This is a genomic window from Brakhagea baltica (genome assembly GCF_052161605.1).
In the GTDB taxonomy this organism is placed as follows: Bacteria; Planctomycetota; Planctomycetia; order Pirellulales; family Pirellulaceae; genus JBKCUI01.
In genome coordinates this window covers 308,327-328,996 of the sequence record NZ_CP197409.1, presented here as the reverse complement: position 1 = coordinate 328,996, position 20,670 = coordinate 308,327, and the positions used below count along the sequence as shown (strand labels likewise).

Below are 20,670 nucleotides of genomic sequence, written 5' to 3'. Positions count from 1 at the left end.
TCCTCTGTGCGATTCATCTCGTTTTAGGACAAGCCAATGATGGTGGGATTCGAAATATCTCCTGGCTTCTCGAGCTGTGTCAATTGGATCGATTCGTAGCAACGTCCTATTGCGCTCAGCGGGCGGTTGCCGCCAATATTGAAGAAGCGATCGTACGATTTGGTATCGAGGAACGAGATCGACTGGCCCCACAAATGCCAGAACGCGAAATTACGCTCTGTGAGGACGAAACCTTCCATCCTCAGATCTGCTTGGTTGCAATGGACGCCGTCTCCAACTTTCTCATCGTCGAAGAGTATGCCGCGAAACGAGATGCCCCTACTTGGAATGCGGCGGTAAGCGATGCGCTCAAGCCATTTTCGATAACTGTGACTCAGTGCGTCTCCGATATGGCGACGGCGTTAGTCTCGCACGCGGAGAGCTACTTGGGTGTTCATCATTCACCTGACCTGTTTAATGTTCAGCAAGATGTGTCCAAGGCAACATCGGGCTCGCGATGTTCGCAAGTGTATTGGGCAAGACTATCATCCGTATGATCTCAAAACGGGTGCCCCAGTGCCCCCCTCCGAAGCCCAGGAAAAGCTGAACATCCATTTCGACACTCTCGATCGAGTCGCATCCGAAGCTGGCCTTAAACCAACGTCGGTCGCCCGACTGGCCAAAGCCAAGAGAGTGTTACCTTGTATGATCGCTACACTTGCCTACTTTTGGCAGCTGATTGCCAGTCGAGTCGAAGCATTGAAGTACAGTCCTGAGATTATCGAGCTATGGAAGAACCAACTGGTAGCCGGGTATTACCTCGCTCTGGCTGCTGGTCGAAGCAGCGACTCGAAAGAACGCAAACGACTCCAGGAGCTATCCAGTTCTATACTTTCTCAAGCAAGCGACGGCCCACTATCGAAGCTGAAGGAAGAGGACAGGACGTACTTGGAAGAGCAAGCGAAATCGGCAGCCGAGTTATTCCAGAGATCGAGTTCGTGTGTAGAAGGTCGAAATGGCTAGCTTTCGCTTCGTCACCACGGATTGCGAACCATTACTCGGAGGAAGCTTCAAGTACTGGGCGTCCTGCACAACTATGTGATCGAGCGAAGCGATGGCAGTACGGCAGCGAGTCGCTTCTTTGGCCAGGAGCATCGGGCACTCTTTCCGTGGTTGGTGGAGCACATGCCGCTTCCCTCACGTCCCCGCAGGAGACGCAAAGCTTCGTAACGACCGAAGCATGCAACAAGACACTCTAAGAAAAAGCATCGAAAGATGCACCGCTATCGCTGCGCAAAAAATGGGAAATCCCCTCCGAATGCTGCTAAACTTGTTGCTGGCCCGGCTTAAGCTCGAACCCTGATTGTGTAATTCCAGTCTCCGTGAAACTTGGCTGGAAAAATATTGATCGCTGCCATCTGTTGATCCGTAATCTTTAACGATTTCTCGTATTCTCGCTGATCAAGGAACGCGTGAATCTCAAGCCCTTTGGTCGTTGTCGTAGATCCGATCAGCTGCACAACGACCTCGTAGCTTTCCAGTGGAGTTCCCTTCCAATTCCGCGTAATGTGGCAGAACACACGATGCTCGATCTTATTCCACTTGCTGGTACCTGGAGGAAAGTGACAGACTTCGATTTCTAGGTTCGTTTTATTGGCGAGTCGCTGTAGTTCGTACTTCCATAGGCGATTTCTCGCACCGTTACTCCCGCCGCTGTCAGCGGTGATCATCAAGCGTGTAGAGCTCTTGTGACGCTTCTTGCCCAAGCGTTTCCACCATAGCTCGATTGAAGCCACTGCGAACTGTGCTGTATCATGATTGACGCCCACGTTTACGACTGCTTCATTTGTGGTTATGTCATAGACTCCATACGGCACGGCCTTACCTTTGGTAGCATCTGGAAAATCGTGTGTGTCGACCTCCAGCGGTTGCCTGGAGGGACGCCATGTTTGGCCTGCGTTCTTCTTTTTCCCCAGGATTTCCTTCTTCTTGGTGTCTACGGAAACGACCGGTTGAGCGGATCGCTGAAATGCTTTCGCACGGCGATTAATGTACTGGAATTGTTGATCGCGGTCTGGATGGTCTTCACCTTCTCGCGTCTTTCTGTTCGCCTGGAGACTGTAGCCCGCAGCGTGCAACTCCTTGCCTACCGTAGGGGCAGTTATGCAGAAGCCTATACGCTGTAATTCTGAAGCTATGGAACGGGTACTCTTACAGGTCCATAGCAGTGGACCCATCGGATCCCCCCGAGTCGAGGGCGATACAATCCGTTCAATAGCAGCACGAATCCCAGGTTGTCTCTGTTCGATAGCGGGACGACCGCCACCCTTCCGCCGTTGCCTGGCCGGTTCGGTTTCTATGCCAAGCTTAAGCTCAGCTAAACCTCGACGAATGGTTCTTTCGGAGATGCCTGTGGCTTCCGCTACAGCCACAATCCCGCCGTACCCGATCGAGCGTGCTTCGACAGCGCACCAAAGTCTCCGGGATTGCTCATTCAAGCTTGAGTCCATCGCGGTATACTTGCTTTTTATCCATTCAACAACATTTCGATCCGTCATACGGAAAACATGACCGAAAACCCGCTCTCAAATCAATACCGACTCCGGACATTTATTTTTTTACAGAGCCTTAGTGCTCTTTATCATCGATTCAATTTCCTTACTCAAACGCTTTTCTGACCATTGATTATACCGTGAAAAGCACGCCAACAGAACCGATGAACACTTATGGGCCATGCGCCCTAGAAATCCCGGATTGATCCTGTCGAGTAGTCCCGTCAACATATTGCAAAAACGCAATGAATACAATTGCAACGACTGACCGATCCAGCGGAAAGTTGGCATTCTCTCACCGTATACGTTAAGCTTGTGTTCTAGCGTTTGAATCAGATAATTGGCTACGGGAAGTTTTCCTTTAATGCGTGTAATAGAATTGTCATGAACCCGGTATTTGGAAATAAATTTGTTCAGATGTCTTATCCTAATCCCATTGGCACTTAACTTCAACAAAATAGGTATATCCTCGATCATCGGTACTGACTCAACGAAACCGCCAACTTCCCTTAGAGTCAGAGTTTTGAAAAAAAGAGTTGGAGCTGACACGTAATTCTTTCTAAGCATAATTTGTAACTGTTGCTCTGGCGAAATATCCGGATGATTGTATATGTGCTCGGACATCGAAGATTGGTCAATAAGATTGGCTTCCTGAAAATCTCTTCTATAAACTTTGCGATTTCCATGAACGACAATTGTCCCCTTCTCGCTGGACGCGAAGATAATCAATTCTTCAATGGCTGTGGGTTCTAACGCGTCGTCGCCCGCGAGAAATTTGACCCAATCCCCATTCGCGACGTTTAGTCCACGGTTAGCATTGATTGAAACCCCGGTATTCGTTGCTGAAGTTATAAATGTGACTGAGACGAATCGCTCCCTATTCATTGCAGCCCACTTCTGGGCAAGATCACATGTTGAATCCGACGAACGATCGTCAGTAATGATTAACTCAATCGGTTGGTATGTCTGATCTCTGACACTATCAAGCGCATCGAGTATAAATTTTTCGGAGTTGTAGGAAAGGACAATCAGACTTACTAGCGGTTTTTCCATAATTGACTTTTCAGCAGCGTTGGGAGATAGTTAAGTAGTTATAACCTCGACTTCCTTGTCATTGTCCAATTCGACTACATGTCCGAGTTGGCTAAAACCTTCGCAAAAAAACTATTTTCTTTTCAAAATCTTCATCAATGGGTGTTCTGCTCCTAAACGATTCGCTAATTGATGCAAGCAAATCGAACTGCAGACAAGAGTGATCATTCCACCACTTAACAACATAGCAGATCGCGGCATATCACGCGAAAGAGTAAGCAGGACAAATACACTGGGTATCATCCAAAACAAAGATTTACAAACATTGCTGGACCATCGAAACTCGATCAAGACACGGTTGATCATTAACACTGCTGCTGCATATACTACGTAAAGCAGCGCAAAGGCGACGGAGGGACCAAGAAGTCCCAGCGTTTTTAAACCAATCCAAATTAGACTTATATGCAATAAGTTGAAAAGGACTTCTGTAACAATGTACAACGCGGATTGCCCTTTGGCAAGAAGGCCAAAACCCAAGGGCCAGGAGAGGACTCTTCCAAAACAACCGATCACAAACCATTGAAGTAGCCTCGCGGCCTCGCCAAACTCACTTGTATATAAAACCTGCACAAGCAAAGGTGCAAAAACCAAGATGGCCAGTAAACCCGGGAAAACAAGCAACAAGCCAACTTCTGTTTGCTCGTTGATCAATTTCACCATGCGGGGATGATCGTTTGGTGCTGCGGTCAGTCGAGGGTAAAAATCGGCTCCCATGGCAGATAATACGAACTGCACGAAAAGCCCTGATAAACTAAAGGCTGCGGAATAGATGCCTACACCGACAAAATTAAACTCCTGAATAATCATCAACCGTGTCACATAGGCAACCCCGGTGATCATAATTCCATTAATCACCATCGCGATGCCAAAACGTACAAGGTGCCTGGACTGACATAAAGTCTCTGACCATTTCGGTATCGTGTCTACAATTTTTATTTGACGAGCGTAGTAAGTTGAAATAAATAACGATGCGATCGAGAGCGCAGTTAATGCTGGGACGATGCCATTGAGTCCCATGTTCCAATAAAATCCAATCGATACGATCGTCCCAATAAAAGCACTCCAAATGCTAATCTTGGCGATGTCTCCGATGCGGCGCGTTCCCTGAATAATGGCTCCTTGGCCAGCCGTAATGTTCCCGAAGAGTATCGTAAATCCAAGCAAGGAAATGGCCCAGGCATGATCTCGCGACCCGAAGCTGATTTGACTGATCCATGGTGATAACGCGGCCAACAACAACATGCCGGAAATACCGGTAAACCAACAGACTCGGCGCAGGGTTCGGACTGTCTTGGCAACATTTTCAGCATCACCACAAGCGTCGAACCGAGCGACTTCGCGAACTCCACTGGTATTAATCCCTAACCCTGCAATGGTCGAAGCTAACGTCGTGATCGATTGATAGATCGCCAGCAGTCCGATTCCGGTTGGGCCGATCAATACTGCTACCATCTTCGTGCGAATCAGACCGATCACCATGTTGATGACCTGCGCTCCACCGATGATCGAGCTCGACTTGAGGATCTGGCGGTAGGAACTCTCCGAATCTTGCGGCTGCTGGGTTACCTCTTCGCGCGATGGAGTTTCCTCGGAATTCTTGGCTGACTGTACTAAATCGTCGGCGACGGACATGGATCAGCTGCAGAAATCTCTTTGAAGGCTTCAATCACTGTTTTTACCGATTCAGGAGGCAAGTGCGGTCCAATCGGCAGGCTAAGTACTTGCTCGGCTAATTGCGTTGCAAGTGGTAAATCAAAGCCGCGAAACGCTGAATAAGCATCTGATTTATGGACGGCGACGGGATAATGGATTAAGGTCCCTATCCCTCGCTGGTTCAATTCATCTTGTAACCATCCACGTTGGGGATGCCGAATGACAAACAAATGCCAGACCGGATCGGCCCATTCGGGGACAAATGGAAGAATGAAAGGCGGACAGGTCTTTGTCAATGATGCAAATTCCCTCAAATATACAGATGCGATTGATTTGCGACGTTCATTCCATTCATCCAATCGCTTTAGTTTCACCCTCAAAAATGCAGCCTGAAGGGCGTCGATCCGTGAGTTGAATCCACATTCCTCGTTGAAATACCGGATCTTAGATCCGTAGTTACGTAATAGCTTTATTCTCGCGGCGATTGAAAAATCGTTTGTCGTAATTGCCCCAGCTTCCCCATAGGCACCAAGATTCTTACTCGGATAAAAGCTGTGACATTCAATATCTGCAATGCCACCTGCTTTTCGACCTCGGTATTTAGCTCCCTGCGCTTGCGCATTGTCTATAACGACACGTGCATTCGCATCTTTCGCGATGGCTAAAATAGGGTCGTAATCAACCGGTTGCCCATACAAATTCACTGGGATTATGGCTTTTGTGTTCTTTGTGAGGGCCTTTGAAATCAAATTTGGATCAATATTGTAGGTTCGTTCGTCTGGTTCCACTGGTACGATTGTGGCACCAACTTGCGTAACCGCAAGCCAAGTTGCGATGTACGTATTCGACGGAACGATGACTTCATCACCTGGACCAATGTTTAATGCCCTCAATGCAAGATGAATCGCGTCAAGACCATTACCCACGCCAACACAATGTTCTGCCTCGCAGAAGCTTGCGTATTCGGACTCAAACTCACTCACCTCCTGCCCTAGCACGTATTGTCCAGAGTTCATAAAGCGGTGGTAAGCTTCGTCAAGTTCTTGACGAAGCTCGTCCGTCTGCGCCTCGAGGTCTAAAAACGGAATCATCGTCTGCAATACTCCAAGTATCGATCATAATCGCGTATGTAGTCGTTCTCGTCATACACATGGGACGCAAACACCGCCAAGACGCAATCACGCGTATAGCCGTATTGTGTAGCCCAAATCCCGGCTGGAATCAACAAACCCTTATCGCTACGATCTAGAAATAATTCCTCTCGTTGGTAGCCGTTGTCGAGCACGACTCTTACTGAGCCCGAAAGTGGAACTAGGACCTGTATGCAATGGATATGAGCATGCCCCCCCCTAACTTTCGAAGTCGGAACCTGATGAAGAAAAAAAACTCGCTCCGGTCTAAATGGCAGATGCTGATCCCATTGAGCAACGGTAAGTTGCCCACGCGTGTCCTTCACTGTTTTAAATTCTACCCAACACGCCCCACCAACCGAAATGATTGTTTCACTTTTTGATCTAATCTCGCTAGCAATATTCGGAGCGTTAACATACCTAACAATTCTTGCGGGATTACCAATTACAACAGAAGATGGTGCTACATCGATCGTGACAACACTCCCCGCTCCGACTATTGAACCCGCCCCAACAGTGACCCCTGGCAAAACGGTGACGTTCGCACCTAAAGAAGCTCCCTTTTTCAAAATTGTCGTTTTGATATTGCGATTCTTTATGGAATCGAGCGGTAATGACGCAGTTGTTACACACGAATTTGGCCCAACAAGGCAATCGTCCTCAACTATTACGCCCGAGTACAATTTAACGCCCTCCATCAGCTTGACACGATCCTTAAGAACTACTCCGCCTTCAATCATACAATGGGACATGATCTGACAGCTCTCGCCAATTTTCGATTCCGACTTAACGACGGTATAAGCCCCAATCTTGGTATTCTTACCGATACTAACCGATTGAACATCGGAAAAGGGGTGGATAATATCAACAACTTTCATGTGACGACACTTAATACGGAAATTTAAAAATTACACAAAGCTCAGAGCGATGGCAACAAACATTAGTACAGCAATTGGAGAATCGGTAAAAAAATTGTTTGCAATTTAACTGATTTCAACTCTTTGCTATCCTTGACGAATTGTCATCTTCAAATGCGAAAGTTGTTCTTGGGCGTCAATTGGATATGATTCACAAAAGTGATTGACCCAGTGAAGGCTTTTCCGGTGCTTAATATTTCGAACTCGACTTATTGGTAAGATTGTACCATCTCGATTAAAGAGCATGAGTTTAGGTACTTCTCCCCGTACTTGTGAATCAGACGCAATCATCGAACCTAATCGAATGTAGCAACCCGGCATTAGGGTGCTGCCCACACAAACAACAACTCCGTCTTCGATTGTCACCCCTTCTCTAATGTTAGACGGGGGGAGTGGATCATTGGTAAGCGTAACCAAAGAAAACAACCATACAAAATTTCCAATCAAGCTGCCCTTACCAACATGAACGTATCCATGAAAGCGACAATAATCGCCTATTTGGCAATCCCCTTCAATGTCCGAGAAATTGCCAACCCTTAAGTTTTTCCCTGCAGACGTTCCCTCCCGAATGACAACATGGTGTCCGGTTTCGAGCCTCGGGCCAAACGTCGATCCGGAATATATGATGCTGTGAGACCTGATAATCGATCCATCTGGAACATGGAGAGTAGCGCCACCCCCCGAGGGTCCTGGTTTACCAATAACACAGAAATCATCAATCTGTACGTCCTCCCCAAACGTTACCCCGGGATAAATTTTCACAAAATCCCCGAGATTACACGATTCCGGCAGGACAAAACCTTCTGATGCCGAATAACATTTATTTGAATTCATTCGCATGTTCTATCACGCAGTAGAGCCCGCATCCACAACAAAGTTCGCACCCGTAACCGCAGACGAATCCTCGGACATCAAATACGAAACCAAGGATGCGACCTCGTCCGTCGTTGCCAACCTTCCCAGTGGACTCCTTCTAACGATTGTCGCAATCTTATCGTCGTCCATGCCTGCCGTCATATCCGTGGCCATGTAACCAGGACTTACCGTATTGACCCTAATTTGAGCTCTTCCTAATTCTCGAGCGAGCGACCGAGTAAACCCAAGCAGCGCCGCCTTAGTGGCAGCATAAACGCTTAAACCGTTGTAACCAGTTGACGCAATTATAGAAGACACATTTACAATACTTCCGCCGCGCTTTCGTAACATGTGTCGAACGACTGCACGTGTCAAGAAAATAGTTCCTGTTACATTTACATTTATGGTATCAAGGATGTCCTTATCATGCATCGTTGCAAGCACGCCATCGCGCCCGATCGCCGCGTTATTGACAAGCCCCTTGATCGAACCAAAATCAGCAACAATCCTCTTTATCGTTGAAGGGATTTGGGCAAGATTGCCAAGATCCATCGAAACGAATTTAACCTCGCTACTGGAGTTGACGATCTTGTCCAATTCGGGGGTACTGGATCGAGAAAGACAAATCACCCTATGTTTGTTCTCGACTAAACGCTTAACAATTGCTAATCCGAGTCCTCTCGAGCCGCCTGTCACGAGGATATTAGATAAGTTATCCAAGGTTTCTATTTACCTTTCCGGCCTGAGTCATTTCAATCTTTTCTACGAACTTAATTATGCCGGGTACTTTGTGGCCAACTAGCCTAGCTCGGCAGGCTGCTATAACGCTTTTTCTGAATTCGGATGTTGCGAGCGACATTTCAACGGGAACTATCATTGCTTCTACAATCTGCCCAGTAATACTGTTGCCCCTACCCCTTACACAAACATCAAATACACCGTCGATCTCACGAATAATCTGTTCGATTTCTTCCGGCATCACCTTATTCCCTCCGACGTTAATCGAACCATTCGCGCGTCCGAGGAAAAAAAACCGGTCTCCATGCCTCTCAACCAGATCACCGGTCGCAATCCATCCCTCCGCATGGACAGTGCCGCCAGGAGTCTGTTCGTTTTTATGGTTGGTGGACTTCAATAGGAGTAATTCCCCGCTTTCACTAATTCGTGCACGACCGCCAGTAGGTAATTGCTTTTCAACATAACTCGCTGGAAAACCTGCCAACCCATCAGCAACAGTAAACCCGACTCCCGCATCGGTTGACGCATATATATGAGTAATTCTAGCGTCAGGAAAAACGACTCTTAATGAACTTAAAGTTTTCGAATCTGCAATCTCTCCGCCAAGTGTTACGAGTCGAAGCGCGAGTTCGTTTCCGATTCCGGAAATCATCAGCTTTCGCCAAAGTGTTGGGGTTGCAGACAAAGCGTTAACGCCGTTTGTTTTAAATTCACTGATACACGACAGAAGGTTGGCGCGATCAGACGGAACAACCAATGAAGAGTGTCCAACTAGTGCCTGAAGTAGTACCTGCAGCCCCGCGAATCGAAACGGATCATATAGGAGCCCCCAGCAATATTCTTGCCCACGCTCCACGTCGCGTTTTACCGTGCGTGTTAACGAAGTGAAAGAGTGCGGAATAAGCTTTGGTGTACCAGTCGTTCCCGAAGTTGGAACAAGCCATTCCGTTCGAATCTGTGTTGGATAACTGACCCTGTCGCCGACTTCCCCGCTCGCGTCATCCCCCAGACGTAACAACTCTGAGACAGTGGCTCCGAAGCTAATCAGCACTTCGTCTTTTTTATCAATCAAATCCTGGTTCGATTCATTCTCATTCTGCGGTTGAAGAATTATGGACTTTGCCCATCCATCCAGGTATATCAATGCCAAAATCGCCGACGCATCGTTCGCTGATTGGATTACGACATGTTTGCCATACATGCCACGTGCATGATCCATCTCTCGCCAGATATGCGCCATCCTGAACAAGTCCGAAAACAAGACATCCGTGTTCCCGAATACAAGGCGCAAACTGTTGCCGGCAGTTGTAGTGGATAGTGCCGAAAGCAAATTCAAAGGATTAGTTTCGATTTTCAGGATCACAAAACGAGGATTCTTATTGGTTTTGAGCTACAAATAAAAATGTACGCTATTTATGAGTTTGGATTGTATTTCTCGTAGAATCTTACAAATTCGCCAAAAGTGTTTGGATAAAAGGGATCTTCGGATAACGCGAAAGGATCGTAACCCAGCACATCGTCAAGCTTGGTTACGAGAATAGCAAAGCCAAGTGAATCCAAGCCAGATTCAAGAAGGATCGTATCATCGGAAATCGAATTTTTCAGATTTATCCCTTGTTCCTCAGCAGTTTCTAAAAAAGTTTCAAGTATAGACGCTCTTAGCATTTTTCAACTCGCGTAGTAGTGTTCCGCTCGGATCGTTTGACTTAGTATATATCGTTTACGTAGAAAAGATAAGTTTATTGTTAATGCAATAAGCCTACCTTCTCGAATGCAGCTAAATTAGTAGGTTCTTACTAAATCAAGCAGAAAGCATTAGGCGTTTCTTTGAACTTATGTTAAAAATTTTGCTTCAAATAATAGTTACGAGGAGTTGTCTTTCAAAAGTGCTATGCCCGTGACAATCAGTTCCGAAAACCAAAAAACACATCGGGTTCAATTCACCCCAACAGGGTGCATTCCCATTCTGCGTAAGCATTTGCTAGCAAATCACAGTGGTTTTTGCCTTAGCAGTTTGTCGGTATCCTCATAGTTTTAGAACTTATGATCGCATGGAGGCGAATGCAATGGGGACATCGCGAATGGGTAGCAAAGACGGCGAACTTATTGAGTCAGTTGGGCAAATGGTTGGAAAGTTTACCGGCCAACTGTATTCGAAGTTGGGAGGATGGGAGAACCAGTTGATGCAGTCCCCTGACTCCTTGGAAGCTGTTGAGCGAGAGATCCAAGAAGCTTTCTTGTACGGCGCTGGCATGGTGACCTCTGGTCTAATAGCTGTCGTCCTCCTATCAAAAGATCTGGAACGAAAGAGCGAAGAGACAAGGCGAGGGTTCGACTATCCTTTAGCACGAGGACGCAATCGGAACATTCGAATTCGGCTGCTCGGTGGTTTCTTCATGTGGATCAGTTCGTTGTATTGTGAACCCAAAAAGGGAGTCTTCCGAAGGACTAACCCAGAAGTGTCTGGTCTTTATATCGAGTTGGCACAGTTTGGATTCGGTAAAGGTGTTACGCCAGCGGTTCAGAGCACCGTAGCCCGACAAGCCGCTTTAAGCCCTTCCTTTAAGTTCGCAGTCAACGAACTTGCTAGAAATGGTTTGAAACTGGATACCAAAACGGTTCGTCGAATTACCAATCAATGCGGAGAAAACTTGCTTCAATTGCGAAAGCAACGAATCCTTGACTGGCGAATGGGCAAAATGACTCGGGGGGATTCTTTGGCTGGAAAGCGAGTGAGCGTTCAAATCGATGGGGGGCGAACACGTCTGCGTGAAGCGTTGAAGAATGCGGTACGCATTCAGGATAACCCCGACTCTGATGGATTATTGCAGCAAGACGCAGCAGCCAGATCCAAGCCCGTTTCGAAGTCAAGTTATGCTCCACAGTGGCGAGAACCGAAGCTTTGTACGATCTTTGTCCATGACGAAAACGGTCGTATGGAGAAACACTCGCAAGCAACGATCGACGGAACGTTTGAGGGTCCCGATGCGATAGCTGAGCTTGTTGCGATGCACCTTCATCGCATGGGGGCCGCCCAGGCACTGAGCATTACATTCGTTTCCGATGGCGCAACGTGGATTTGGGAGCGGATTGATGCGATCGTATCCAAAGCAGGTATCCCGGCAGAAGTGAAGATTCACCAAGTGCTTGACTGTTGTCATGGAGTTCACCACATTTCTCTTGCGCTGGCTTGTCTTGGGCTTAATGAAGCGGAACGCATGCCACTATACCGAGTGATGCGCACGATGCTTCGCAATGGGCAATGGCAGCAGGTAGTCGATGACCTGAGCGATTTGGCGGAAGACAAAAAGTGGCCATCATCGATCGCGACGGAGATCGAATACCTTCGAAAGCATGGCGAAGCGGGCCGATTAAGTTATGTTTACTTTCGCAAGATTGGAATTCCCCTAGGCAGTGGCTCGATTGAGAGCAGTATTCGCCGGGTTGTCAATAATCGGATGAAGGGTAACGGAATGTTCTGGCGAGCCGACAATGCGGAAACGATGCTTCAGCTTCGATGCCAAGTGACAAGCGAACGTTGGGATGAGAGTGTTGCTGCAATGCGAAATATGAATCGGAAAACCAACCATCACGACTGGCGATGGATACCAAATCCAATGAATTTAAAAGTTGAAGCGAACAAGCAAGATGATCCAAAAATCAAGAAATCACAGGGAAAAATGTGACGCAAATTGGGAATGCACCCCCCCAACATCGCTTAGATGTTGTAAAATTAAAAATTAGACATCCGACTTGAGGATCGTGTAGTTTTTTCCGTTTACAGTTGCAAAGTTGTTTGTCCACATCGAATCAAATGTTATTTCGAACGTAATCGAAGTACGAACCCTTGAAATGTGCAATACTATCGCTCATCTGGTTAGCAGTAACAAATCCCATCGTCACCGCAATCTCCTCTAGGCACGCGACCTTGAGCCCTTGACGTTTTTCAATCGCCTGAATAAATCCGGTCGCCTCTGCTAGGCTATCAGGTGTTCCAGTGTCGAGCCACGCTGTTCCACGTCCAAACAGCTTGACCGACAGTTTCTTTTGATCAAGGTACAAGTTATTTAGAGTGGTTATCTCCAACTCTCCTCGAGCAGATGGTTTTATTTGCTTTGCCAGTTCACAGACGTTTCGGTCATAGAAGTATAGCCCCGTCACTGCCCAGTTCGATTTTGGCTTCGTTGGTTTCTCTTCAAGGCTTAGAACATTGTAGTTCGAATCGAACTCAACGACGCCGTAGCGCTCAGGATCTGCAACACGGTATCCGAAAACAACAGCTCCCCCGCATGTGGCTTGAATAAAAGCCTGTTGTAACATCGCCGCAAGTCCAGTGCCAAAAAAGATGTTGTCTCCTAAAACAAGACATGCAGGGTCACCATCAAGGAACTCTTCCCCAATCAAAAACGCTTGTGCCAGTCCTTCTGGTTTCGGTTGATCAGCGTAGCTTATGCTGATACCCCATTGCCTTCCGTCACCGAGTAGTAGTCGGAAAAGTGGTAGGTCGGTTGGAGTTGATATGACAAGAATCTCTCTTATCCCTGCAAGCATTAACATGCTTAGCGGGTAATAAATCATCGGCTTGTCATAAACTGGCAGTAATTGCTTACTTATCGCGATAGTCATCGGGTGGAGGCGAGTGCCTGAGCCACCTGCGAGGATGATGCCTTTCATAAATGCGAATTTTTCCCTGGTGCGTGGAGCCTGGATTTTTATAGATTACCAGTTAACCGTCCCCTGGCGTTCCAGACGATAGTTACCTGATAGGATATCTTGCCACCAAATTTCGTTGTCGAGATACCATTGTACCGTCTTGCGGAAACCAGATTCGTGGTCTTGTTTCGGTGTCCACCCAAGCTCTTGCTTGATTTTCGAAGCGTCGATGGCGTAACGTAGATCGTGACCGGGGCGGTCAGACACAAAACTAATCAATCTTCTAAATCCCTCATCCCCGCCCCCTCTCCCCTGAAAGAGGCGAGGGGAGCTAGTTTCGACAAGCTCGTCCATCAGGTCGCATAGGGTGTTGACGAGATCGATATTGCGTAGTTCATTGTTGCCACCAATGTTATAGGTTTGCCCGGGGTGCCCCTTTTGGAGCACCAGACATAGGGCTTCGCAGTGGTCTTCGACATATAGCCAATCGCGAATGTTTTCCCCCTTGCCGTACACCGGGATGCGATCTCTTCGCAAACACTTTAGTATTACGACGGGAATCAGTTTTTCTGGAAATTGGTAGGGGCCGTAGTTGTTGCTACAGTTAGTGACGAGTACTGGCAAACCATAAGTGTCCCGCCAAGATCGGGCTAGGTGATCGGACGATGCTTTTGAGGCGGAATAGGGAGAGTGGGGATCGTAAGGAGTGGTTTCCGTAAAGAGACCAGATTCGCCTAAGGAGCCGTAGACTTCGTCGGTGGACACATGTAAAAACCGAAACCTATCTTTTCGCGGGGCCTCTAAAGTTTCATAGTACCCTCTGGCCGCCTGGAGAAGACGCAACGTTCCGACGACGTTCGTTTGAACGAATTCTTCAGGGCCATCGATCGATCTGTCGACATGGGATTCGGCGGCCAAGTGCATGACCGCGTCTGGCTGAGAATCAGGCATCAACGATCGCAAAAGTTCGCTATCGCAGATATCTCCTTTTACAAATCGAAATCCTGATTCGTTTTGCAAATCGGAAAGCGAGGACAAATTTCCTGCGTAGGTGAGTTTATCCAGACCAATGACAGAGTGGCCGTTTTTGACAAGCATTCTGCATAGATTGCTGCCAATGAATCCTGCTGCTCCAGTGACGAGTATTTTCATTCTTTTCAATAGCTTGAATTAGTAGCCAATTATTTGGAACTATGCGTTATTTCCAACATCCCCGGGTATCGATCACCACCCTTTGATCTAGGATTCTGCGGGAAAGTCGCTTAAACGGGCGATGGTCGACTAAAAGCACCACGATATCTGATTTTTGAATAGCATTCTCGGCTAATTCGAATTTCGATTTGCCTGCTAGCGATTTCGGCAACTCCGTGATATGTGGTTCGCAAACGATTAAGTCTTCGCCGTACTCGTCGGCTAATCGCTCTGCGATCGACAAGGCGGGACTCTCCCGCAAGTCGTCTACGTCTGCCTTAAAAGCTAATCCTAAACAAGCGATGATTGGCTTGCGAAACCTGGACGCTCGCTCGCGTACTTGCTCGATTACGTGAGCGGGCTTGGAATCATTCACTCGCCGTGCGGTCTCTATCAACCTCGCTCGCTCTGGACATGCTGACACTATAAACCACGGATCGACCGCAATGCAGTGACCACCTACCCCAGGACCAGGATTAAGAATGTTTACCCGAGGGTGACGATTCGCTAACTTGATTAACTCCCAGACGTCAATTCCCAATTGATCGCAGATCATCGACATCTCATTGGCAAACGCAATGTTGACGTCCCGATACGAGTTCTCGGTCAACTTGGCTAACTCCGCTGTCCGTGCATCGGTTAAAAAGATCTCGGCAGTGCAAAATGTTTCATATAGGCGACACGCTCGTTCCGATGCCTCAGGAGTTAAACCACCCGCAATCCGATCGTTGGTGACCAACTCCTTTAACATCTGACCAGGCAAAATCCGCTCGGGACAATGGGCGAAATGAAAATCATCGGCTTTATTGTTGGGCATTTCCTCTAACAACCAATCTCGCATCTTCTCCGTCGTCCCGACCGGCGAGGTGGACTCCAGGATGATCAGATCCCCTGGCTTGACCACTCCGACGATCGATTTCACCGCCGATTCGACGTACGACAAGTCGGGCAGAATGCTTTGATCATTATGATGAAACGGTGTGGGGACCGCGATAATAAACGTGTCTGCGGCTTCGGGTTTTGTCGCAGCCCTCAGATTCCCGCTTTGAACAGCAGCTCGGACGAGGATGTCCAGGTCGGGCTCCTCGATATGGATCCTGCCGTCGTTGATCGTCTCGACGACTCGCGGCACAACATCGACGCCTAGGACCTTTTTTCCCTTGGTGGCGAAGATCGAAGCTGTGGGTAGGCCAATGTAGCCAAGGCCGATGACGCAGAGGTCGTAGGCAGGGGGCTCGGAGCGGGGAGCTTGGGGCGAGGAACTGGAAGCGGGGGACACGGGACTGTAGGCTGAGGGCTGGGGGGCTGGGGAGACGGAGCCGGGAGCGGACAAGCTTTGGGATTCGGAATTTGGTGGTTGGGTCATGAGGTTGGGGCTAGGGGCTAGGGGCGAGGAAGCTAGGGATCAAGGGTGCGGGCAAAAGCGACGATGCGTTTGGATAGCAATTCGAGCTCATCGCATAAATGGTCTGTTACATTCACGTGTACGTAACTCATTCGTTGCCAGACTAACAACATACTTGCACATTCAAAAACCGATTTTCTAGCGAAGTATAAAAACCTACGGAAATCTGGATTGGAATTGCTGCCTGACCCTTCCGCAATATTATTGGATATCGATATCCCCGCGCCTCGCAATTGTTCGGCATAACGATACTTCTTTTTACTTTCGAGATCATCCGCTACATCATCCAACTTTAAAGCCAGGTCCGCAGCAGCTTGCCATATCTCTAACTGCTCAAATCGAAACCTCACACTCTACTCCCCCTGCTCCAATCTCCCTGCCCCTCGCCCTTATCTCCCAGCTTCCAACACGTCGCAGATTCGTTTCGAGGATTGGCCGTCTCCGTACGGATTCTTTAGGCCGGATCGGCTGGCGTATTCGGTGTCGTCGTTGAGTAGTAAGCTCGCCTCCTCGACAATCCGATCGGCATCGGTGCCGACTAGTCGGCATGTCCCTGCTGACACCCCCTCAGGACGCTCAGTAGTCTCTCGCATGACCAATACCGGTTTGCCTAAACTGGGCGCCTCTTCCTGGACACCACCCGAATCGGATACGATAAAGTACGAGCGGTCCATCAACCATATAAAGTCTTCGTAACCTGCGGGTTCAATCAATGCTATTCGTGGGTTATTCGACAAAAGTCGATTGACGGGTTCTCTTACGTTCGGATTCAAGTGGACGGGGTAAAGGATTCCCACATCCGGAAACATTCGGGTAAGCTCATTTAAAGAGTTGCAGATTTGCTCAAACCCTTGTCCAAACGACTCGCGCCGGTGCCCCGTCACCAAGATCATTCTCTTCGAAGTCGCCTCTGGCCCTAGCAAGAACTCTAGCGCGAACGCGTCTGGAATCCGTAGCTTTTGGACCACGGCACGAGGATCCATCTGACGCGTTTTTTCACGCATCCAAAGGAGGGCATCGATGACGGTGTTGCCAGTGACGAAGATCTTCGATTCGTCGATCGACTCGTTCAAAAGATTCTTTTTGCTCCACTCGGTTGGGGCAAAGTTGTAAGTGCAGAGTGGTGTCGTCAAGCGCCGATTCATTTCCTCAGGAAACGGCGATAACATGTTTCCTGTTCGCAAACCTGCTTCGACGTGACCGATAGGAATCCGTTGATAGAACGCCGCGATGGCCCCGGCCAGTACGCTCGTCGTGTCCCCTTGTACCAAAACCCTATCAGGTTTTGCCTCGATAAAGTAGTTCGTTAGTGCCGTGATCGCTCGGGCCGTTAGCTCGGGAAGCGTTTGATTGGGAAGCATCAGTCCGAGATCGTGATCCGGCTTCAGATCAAACGCGTTCAGGGTTTGAAGAAGCATTTCGCGATGCTGACCGGTTGATAATAACGTCGCTTGCACCCCAGCTCGAGTTTTCAGCTCGCGGTAAATGGGGGACATTTTGATTGCTTCTGGACGGGTGCCGACGACGACGCAGATTTTCATGGAGATGAGCTGGTAGCGAGGGGGCTAGGGGCGCGGGTAACCACCGGAGGGGGATGCCCAAGTGGTGAAACCATTCTGGATTAGTGGCACTTCTCGCTGAACGCCACCCGTGAACAACTCGTTCCAAGGCTCTGCCTTGGAACGAACTGCCTTGGAGGCTCTGCCTCGTTAGTGATGCCGTTAAGGCATCTATGAATCGCCCGCAAAAAATCAGGCGGAGCCTAAAAGACATTGGGTTTCCAGGCGGAGCCCAGTAACCAGTAGGTGGCGATAAGCGAGAAGTCTCGGATTAGTGGCTATTAGTGTGGATTAGTGTTCTGTTGTTTGCCAACTCGGCGCAGGAAGAGCAAAAACCATTTGGGAACACTAATCTTTGCTAATTGACACTAATGAAAACAGGGGGCAAAACAAGTTGTAAGGGATAAGGTTTAAGTGGTAAGGAAAACAAAAGGCAAAAACTCTGAAGTCTGACGACTGGTTGCTGAAGCCTGATGTCGAGAGGCGGGAGCCTCCAAGGCAGTGCGTTCCCAGGCAGGAGCCTGGGAACGAGTATGTACTGAAGGCTGAAAACTGACATTCCCCCCCTCCCCGAGCTGACGCTCGACCCTCCCCGAGGGGAGGGTGATGGAAGTTTGAAGGGTGAAGTGTGAAGTGTGAAAAGGGTGTCACTAGCCGGTTAGTCAGCGCTCCACTGACGCGAGGTCAATGGAGGCGGGGGAAACTAAGGGGTAAGGGGTAAGGGCTGTCCTTTAATTCGTGTCGCTAGTGGTTTTGTACATCGCGAAGCCACGTGCTTGGTTTCTTACGCTGACCAGTCTTCGATGGAAAGCCCTGATACGCGTGCAAACTCTTTGCGGTTTCCTGTTACTAGTGTTATTCCTCGTGAATGCGCTTGCCCCGCAATTAAAACATCATATGGACCAATCGGTGTCCCATGCCTGGCCAAAGTTGCCCGAATTTCACCGGCTGCTATCGCATCATTCGCATCGAACTCAAGCTTGGGAAGCTGAATTTTTTCCAGTAGCTCCAAGTTGCGTTGAACTCTCTGACTGCGATAAGCACCGTAATACAACTCAAACATCACTACTGTCGAAATAAAGATGTCCTTCGGTGCATGCCTCTGAATATTTTCTTTAACACCGTTCGGTGCCGCCTGGAGCATCGCGATAACCGCATTCGTGTCCAACAAATACGGGCCCACTCAAATACTATCCAAGTCAGGTTGAATCGTTTGACTGAATTGATCACGAGAATTGGCGGCCTGAGCCGAGTCCAAAACTTCCTGATCGAGTTGCCCAGCAACGCTGTCTAACCACTGCCAGCTATCAGCAATTGGCTCGAGAATGAGGGTCTTACCTCGGCGTCGAACCGAGACCTGTGTGCCCTCGATCTCAAAGCCCTCTGGTAATGTGATAGTCATTTGCCCAGAACTAATTTTTATTTGTGCAATGGTCATCGGATTATGGCGATTGAAGCCTGGGGGGTGAAGCCTAAGGTCGGGAGGCGGGAGCCTCAGGGGCAGTGCGTTCCCAGGCAGGAGCCAGGGAACGAGTATGGACTGAAGTCTGAAAGCTGATGACTGATTCCTGACATTCCCCCCTCCCCGAGCTGACGTTCGACCCTCCCCAAAGGGGCGGGTGAAAGGAAGTTTGAAGGGTGAAGTGTGAAGTTGGAAAGGGCGGGCTAGACGGTTAGTCAGCGCTCCACTGACGCGAGGTCAATGGTGGCGCGGAAGCTAAGGTCTAAGGTCTGCCTGTAATCGGTTCTTGGTCAAACCGTCCAATCTTCAATTGGCAATCCAGGCACCCTCGAAAATTCTTTCGTATTGTTTGTAACGAGCGGAATTCTTAACCTTAAAGCGTGGGCCGCTATCATGGTATCGAGAGGGCCAATTGGTTGTCCGCGCCGCTCCAAATCCGATCTGACTATCCCGTATATCTCGGAGCACTGTGGATCGAAATCCAGGATCGCCAGAGGGGAAAGAAACATATCCAATGCGGTGTGATTCTTGGATGGGTGACTGCTCTTGTCGGCTCCATACCGCAATTCCGCTAGCGTAATCGTTGAGATCCCTAGTTCCTCCGCCGAGTATTGTGTAAATCTCTTAACGACCTCCGCTGGTTTTTGCTTGATCACAAAAATACAAATATTTGTATCCAACAGGAATTTCATTGGAAGGGAGCCTGTCTATCCTGCTGCTCGGGCTGTAATCGTTCCTGCATGAAATCGTTGGTGAAGCTTTCAATCCCCTGTGTAAATATCTGCCAAGGGTCGACGTCTTTTGGGGTCAATACCAAAGACCGCCCAACCCGCTTCACAATCACCTCCGACGACTCTAGGTGACAGTCATGGGGGAGCTTTATTGATTGCTCCAACCCGTCATTGATGACTTCTACGATTTTCATAACTTTAGCCCGCCTTAATTGGTCACTAGGACGCCCCGGGGGGAAACTTGGTACTAAGGGGAAAGGCGAAGGTCAGTAGTCAGGTGTCAGACTTCAGTAGTCAGCGAAGAACAAAGGCACGCGGCTAGGGGCGAAACGGGAATACTCTGATGCCTGATGGCTGATAACTTTATTCTGGCTTCTGGGGTTTCCTTACGAATGAAGCCTGGGTGCTGAAGCCTAATGTCAGGAGGCGGGAGCCTCCAAGCCAGTGCGTTCCCAGGCAGGAGCCTGGGAACGAGTATGGACTGAAGTCTGAAAGCTGATGACTGAAGGCTGACTCCTGAAACCTGGCATTCCCCCCTCCCCGAGCTGACGCTCGCCCCTCCCCAAGGGGAGGGTGATGGAAGTTTGAAGGGTGAAGTTTGAAACGGGTGGGCTAGCTGGTTAGTCAGCGCTCCACTGACAACAGGTCAGTGGTGGCGGGGGAAACTAAGGTCTAAGGACTAAGGACTAAGGACTAAGGACTAAGGACTAAGGACTAAGGACTAAGGACTAAGGACTAAGGACTAAGGACTAA

19 protein-coding genes and 1 pseudogene are annotated in these 20,670 nt (G+C 48.7%); 3 read left to right on the top strand and 17 right to left on the bottom strand.

What is annotated here, in order from left to right; genetic code table 11:
* Positions 1-83: 83 nt before the first annotated feature.
* Both SH449x_RS01345 and SH449x_RS01340 read left to right on the top strand, forming a co-directional pair.
* A complete protein-coding gene (locus SH449x_RS01345; protein ID WP_482379521.1) occupies positions 84-536 on the top strand; it encodes a hypothetical protein in 453 nt (150 codons plus the stop codon).
* Positions 457-1,209: pseudogene (locus SH449x_RS01340) on the top strand (DUF6399 domain-containing protein). Before SH449x_RS01345 ends, SH449x_RS01340 begins: the two are co-directional and overlap by 80 nt.
* A 116-nt stretch (positions 1,210-1,325) precedes the next feature.
* On the opposite strand, the gene SH449x_RS01335 reads toward SH449x_RS01340, so the two are convergent.
* The 8 genes from SH449x_RS01335 to SH449x_RS01300 form a co-directional block, all read right to left on the bottom strand.
* On the bottom strand, positions 1,326-2,537 hold the full coding sequence (locus SH449x_RS01335) for an ISAzo13 family transposase (RefSeq protein WP_482379520.1): 1,212 nt from the start codon (positions 2,535-2,537) through the stop codon (positions 1,326-1,328).
* Between the two features lie 60 nt (positions 2,538-2,597).
* Positions 2,598-3,584 carry a glycosyltransferase gene (locus tag SH449x_RS01330; protein ID WP_482379519.1) on the bottom strand — a complete coding sequence of 329 codons (987 nt, stop codon included), beginning with the start codon at positions 3,582-3,584 and terminating at the stop codon, positions 2,598-2,600.
* A 111-nt stretch (positions 3,585-3,695) separates the two neighbouring features.
* Entirely contained in the window at positions 3,696-5,255 is a 1,560-nt protein-coding gene (locus SH449x_RS01325) for an O-antigen translocase (RefSeq protein WP_482379518.1), read from the bottom strand.
* Positions 5,234-6,367, bottom strand: coding sequence for a DegT/DnrJ/EryC1/StrS family aminotransferase (locus SH449x_RS01320; protein ID WP_482379517.1), 1,134 nt, complete (start codon positions 6,365-6,367; stop codon positions 5,234-5,236). The genes SH449x_RS01325 and SH449x_RS01320 overlap by 22 nt, the downstream gene beginning before the upstream one ends.
* Entirely contained in the window at positions 6,364-7,284 is a 921-nt protein-coding gene (locus SH449x_RS01315; RefSeq protein WP_482379516.1) for a WxcM-like domain-containing protein, read from the bottom strand. Before SH449x_RS01315 ends, SH449x_RS01320 begins: the two co-directional genes overlap by 4 nt.
* An 885-nt stretch (positions 7,285-8,169) precedes the next feature.
* The gene (locus SH449x_RS01310; RefSeq protein ID WP_482379515.1) at positions 8,170-8,898 is read right to left on the bottom strand and encodes an SDR family NAD(P)-dependent oxidoreductase; all 729 of its coding nucleotides are present in this window, start codon (positions 8,896-8,898) and stop codon (positions 8,170-8,172) included.
* Entirely contained in the window at positions 8,891-10,156 is a 1,266-nt protein-coding gene (locus SH449x_RS01305) for an AMP-binding protein (RefSeq protein ID WP_482379514.1), read from the bottom strand. The genes SH449x_RS01310 and SH449x_RS01305 overlap by 8 nt, the downstream gene beginning before the upstream one ends.
* A gap of 173 nt (positions 10,157-10,329) precedes the next feature.
* Positions 10,330-10,581, bottom strand: a complete 252-nt coding sequence (locus SH449x_RS01300; protein WP_482379513.1) for a hypothetical protein — start codon at positions 10,579-10,581, stop codon at positions 10,330-10,332.
* A 386-nt stretch (positions 10,582-10,967) separates the two neighbouring features.
* On the opposite strand from SH449x_RS01300, the gene SH449x_RS01295 reads away from it, so the two are divergent.
* On the top strand, positions 10,968-12,602 hold the full coding sequence (locus SH449x_RS01295; RefSeq protein WP_482376664.1) for a hypothetical protein: 1,635 nt from the start codon (positions 10,968-10,970) through the stop codon (positions 12,600-12,602).
* Positions 12,603-12,726: 124 nt separating this feature from the next.
* Here SH449x_RS01295 and rfbA read toward each other — a convergent pair whose 3' ends face one another.
* From rfbA to SH449x_RS01250, 9 genes are all read right to left on the bottom strand, one after another.
* Positions 12,727-13,590 carry a glucose-1-phosphate thymidylyltransferase RfbA gene (rfbA, locus tag SH449x_RS01290; protein WP_482379512.1) on the bottom strand — a complete coding sequence of 288 codons (864 nt, stop codon included), beginning with the start codon at positions 13,588-13,590 and terminating at the stop codon, positions 12,727-12,729.
* 45 nt (positions 13,591-13,635) lie between these two features.
* On the bottom strand, positions 13,636-14,721 hold the full coding sequence (rfbB, locus tag SH449x_RS01285; RefSeq protein ID WP_482379511.1) for a dTDP-glucose 4,6-dehydratase: 1,086 nt from the start codon (positions 14,719-14,721) through the stop codon (positions 13,636-13,638).
* Between the two features lie 46 nt (positions 14,722-14,767).
* Positions 14,768-16,126 (bottom strand): UDP-N-acetyl-D-mannosamine dehydrogenase, encoded by a 1,359-nt coding sequence (wecC, locus tag SH449x_RS01280; RefSeq protein WP_482379510.1) that lies wholly within the window; start codon positions 16,124-16,126, stop codon positions 14,768-14,770.
* A 32-nt stretch (positions 16,127-16,158) separates the two neighbouring features.
* Positions 16,159-16,515 carry a four helix bundle protein gene (locus SH449x_RS01275; protein WP_482379509.1) on the bottom strand — a complete coding sequence of 119 codons (357 nt, stop codon included), beginning with the start codon at positions 16,513-16,515 and terminating at the stop codon, positions 16,159-16,161.
* Positions 16,516-16,554: 39 nt separating this feature from the next.
* A complete protein-coding gene (gene wecB / locus SH449x_RS01270) occupies positions 16,555-17,706 on the bottom strand; it encodes a non-hydrolyzing UDP-N-acetylglucosamine 2-epimerase (protein ID WP_482379508.1) in 1,152 nt (383 codons plus the stop codon).
* 802 nt (positions 17,707-18,508) lie between these two features.
* Positions 18,509-18,895, bottom strand: a complete 387-nt coding sequence (locus tag SH449x_RS01265) for a PIN domain-containing protein (protein ID WP_482379507.1) — start codon at positions 18,893-18,895, stop codon at positions 18,509-18,511.
* Between the two features lie 12 nt (positions 18,896-18,907).
* The gene (locus tag SH449x_RS01260; RefSeq protein ID WP_482379506.1) at positions 18,908-19,126 is read right to left on the bottom strand and encodes an antitoxin; all 219 of its coding nucleotides are present in this window, start codon (positions 19,124-19,126) and stop codon (positions 18,908-18,910) included.
* A gap of 350 nt (positions 19,127-19,476) precedes the next feature.
* Positions 19,477-19,878, bottom strand: a complete 402-nt coding sequence (gene vapC / locus SH449x_RS01255; RefSeq protein WP_482379505.1) for a type II toxin-antitoxin system tRNA(fMet)-specific endonuclease VapC — start codon at positions 19,876-19,878, stop codon at positions 19,477-19,479.
* Entirely contained in the window at positions 19,875-20,111 is a 237-nt protein-coding gene (locus SH449x_RS01250) for an antitoxin (protein WP_482379504.1), read from the bottom strand. Before SH449x_RS01250 ends, vapC begins: the two co-directional genes overlap by 4 nt.
* Positions 20,112-20,670: the final 559 nt, after the last annotated feature.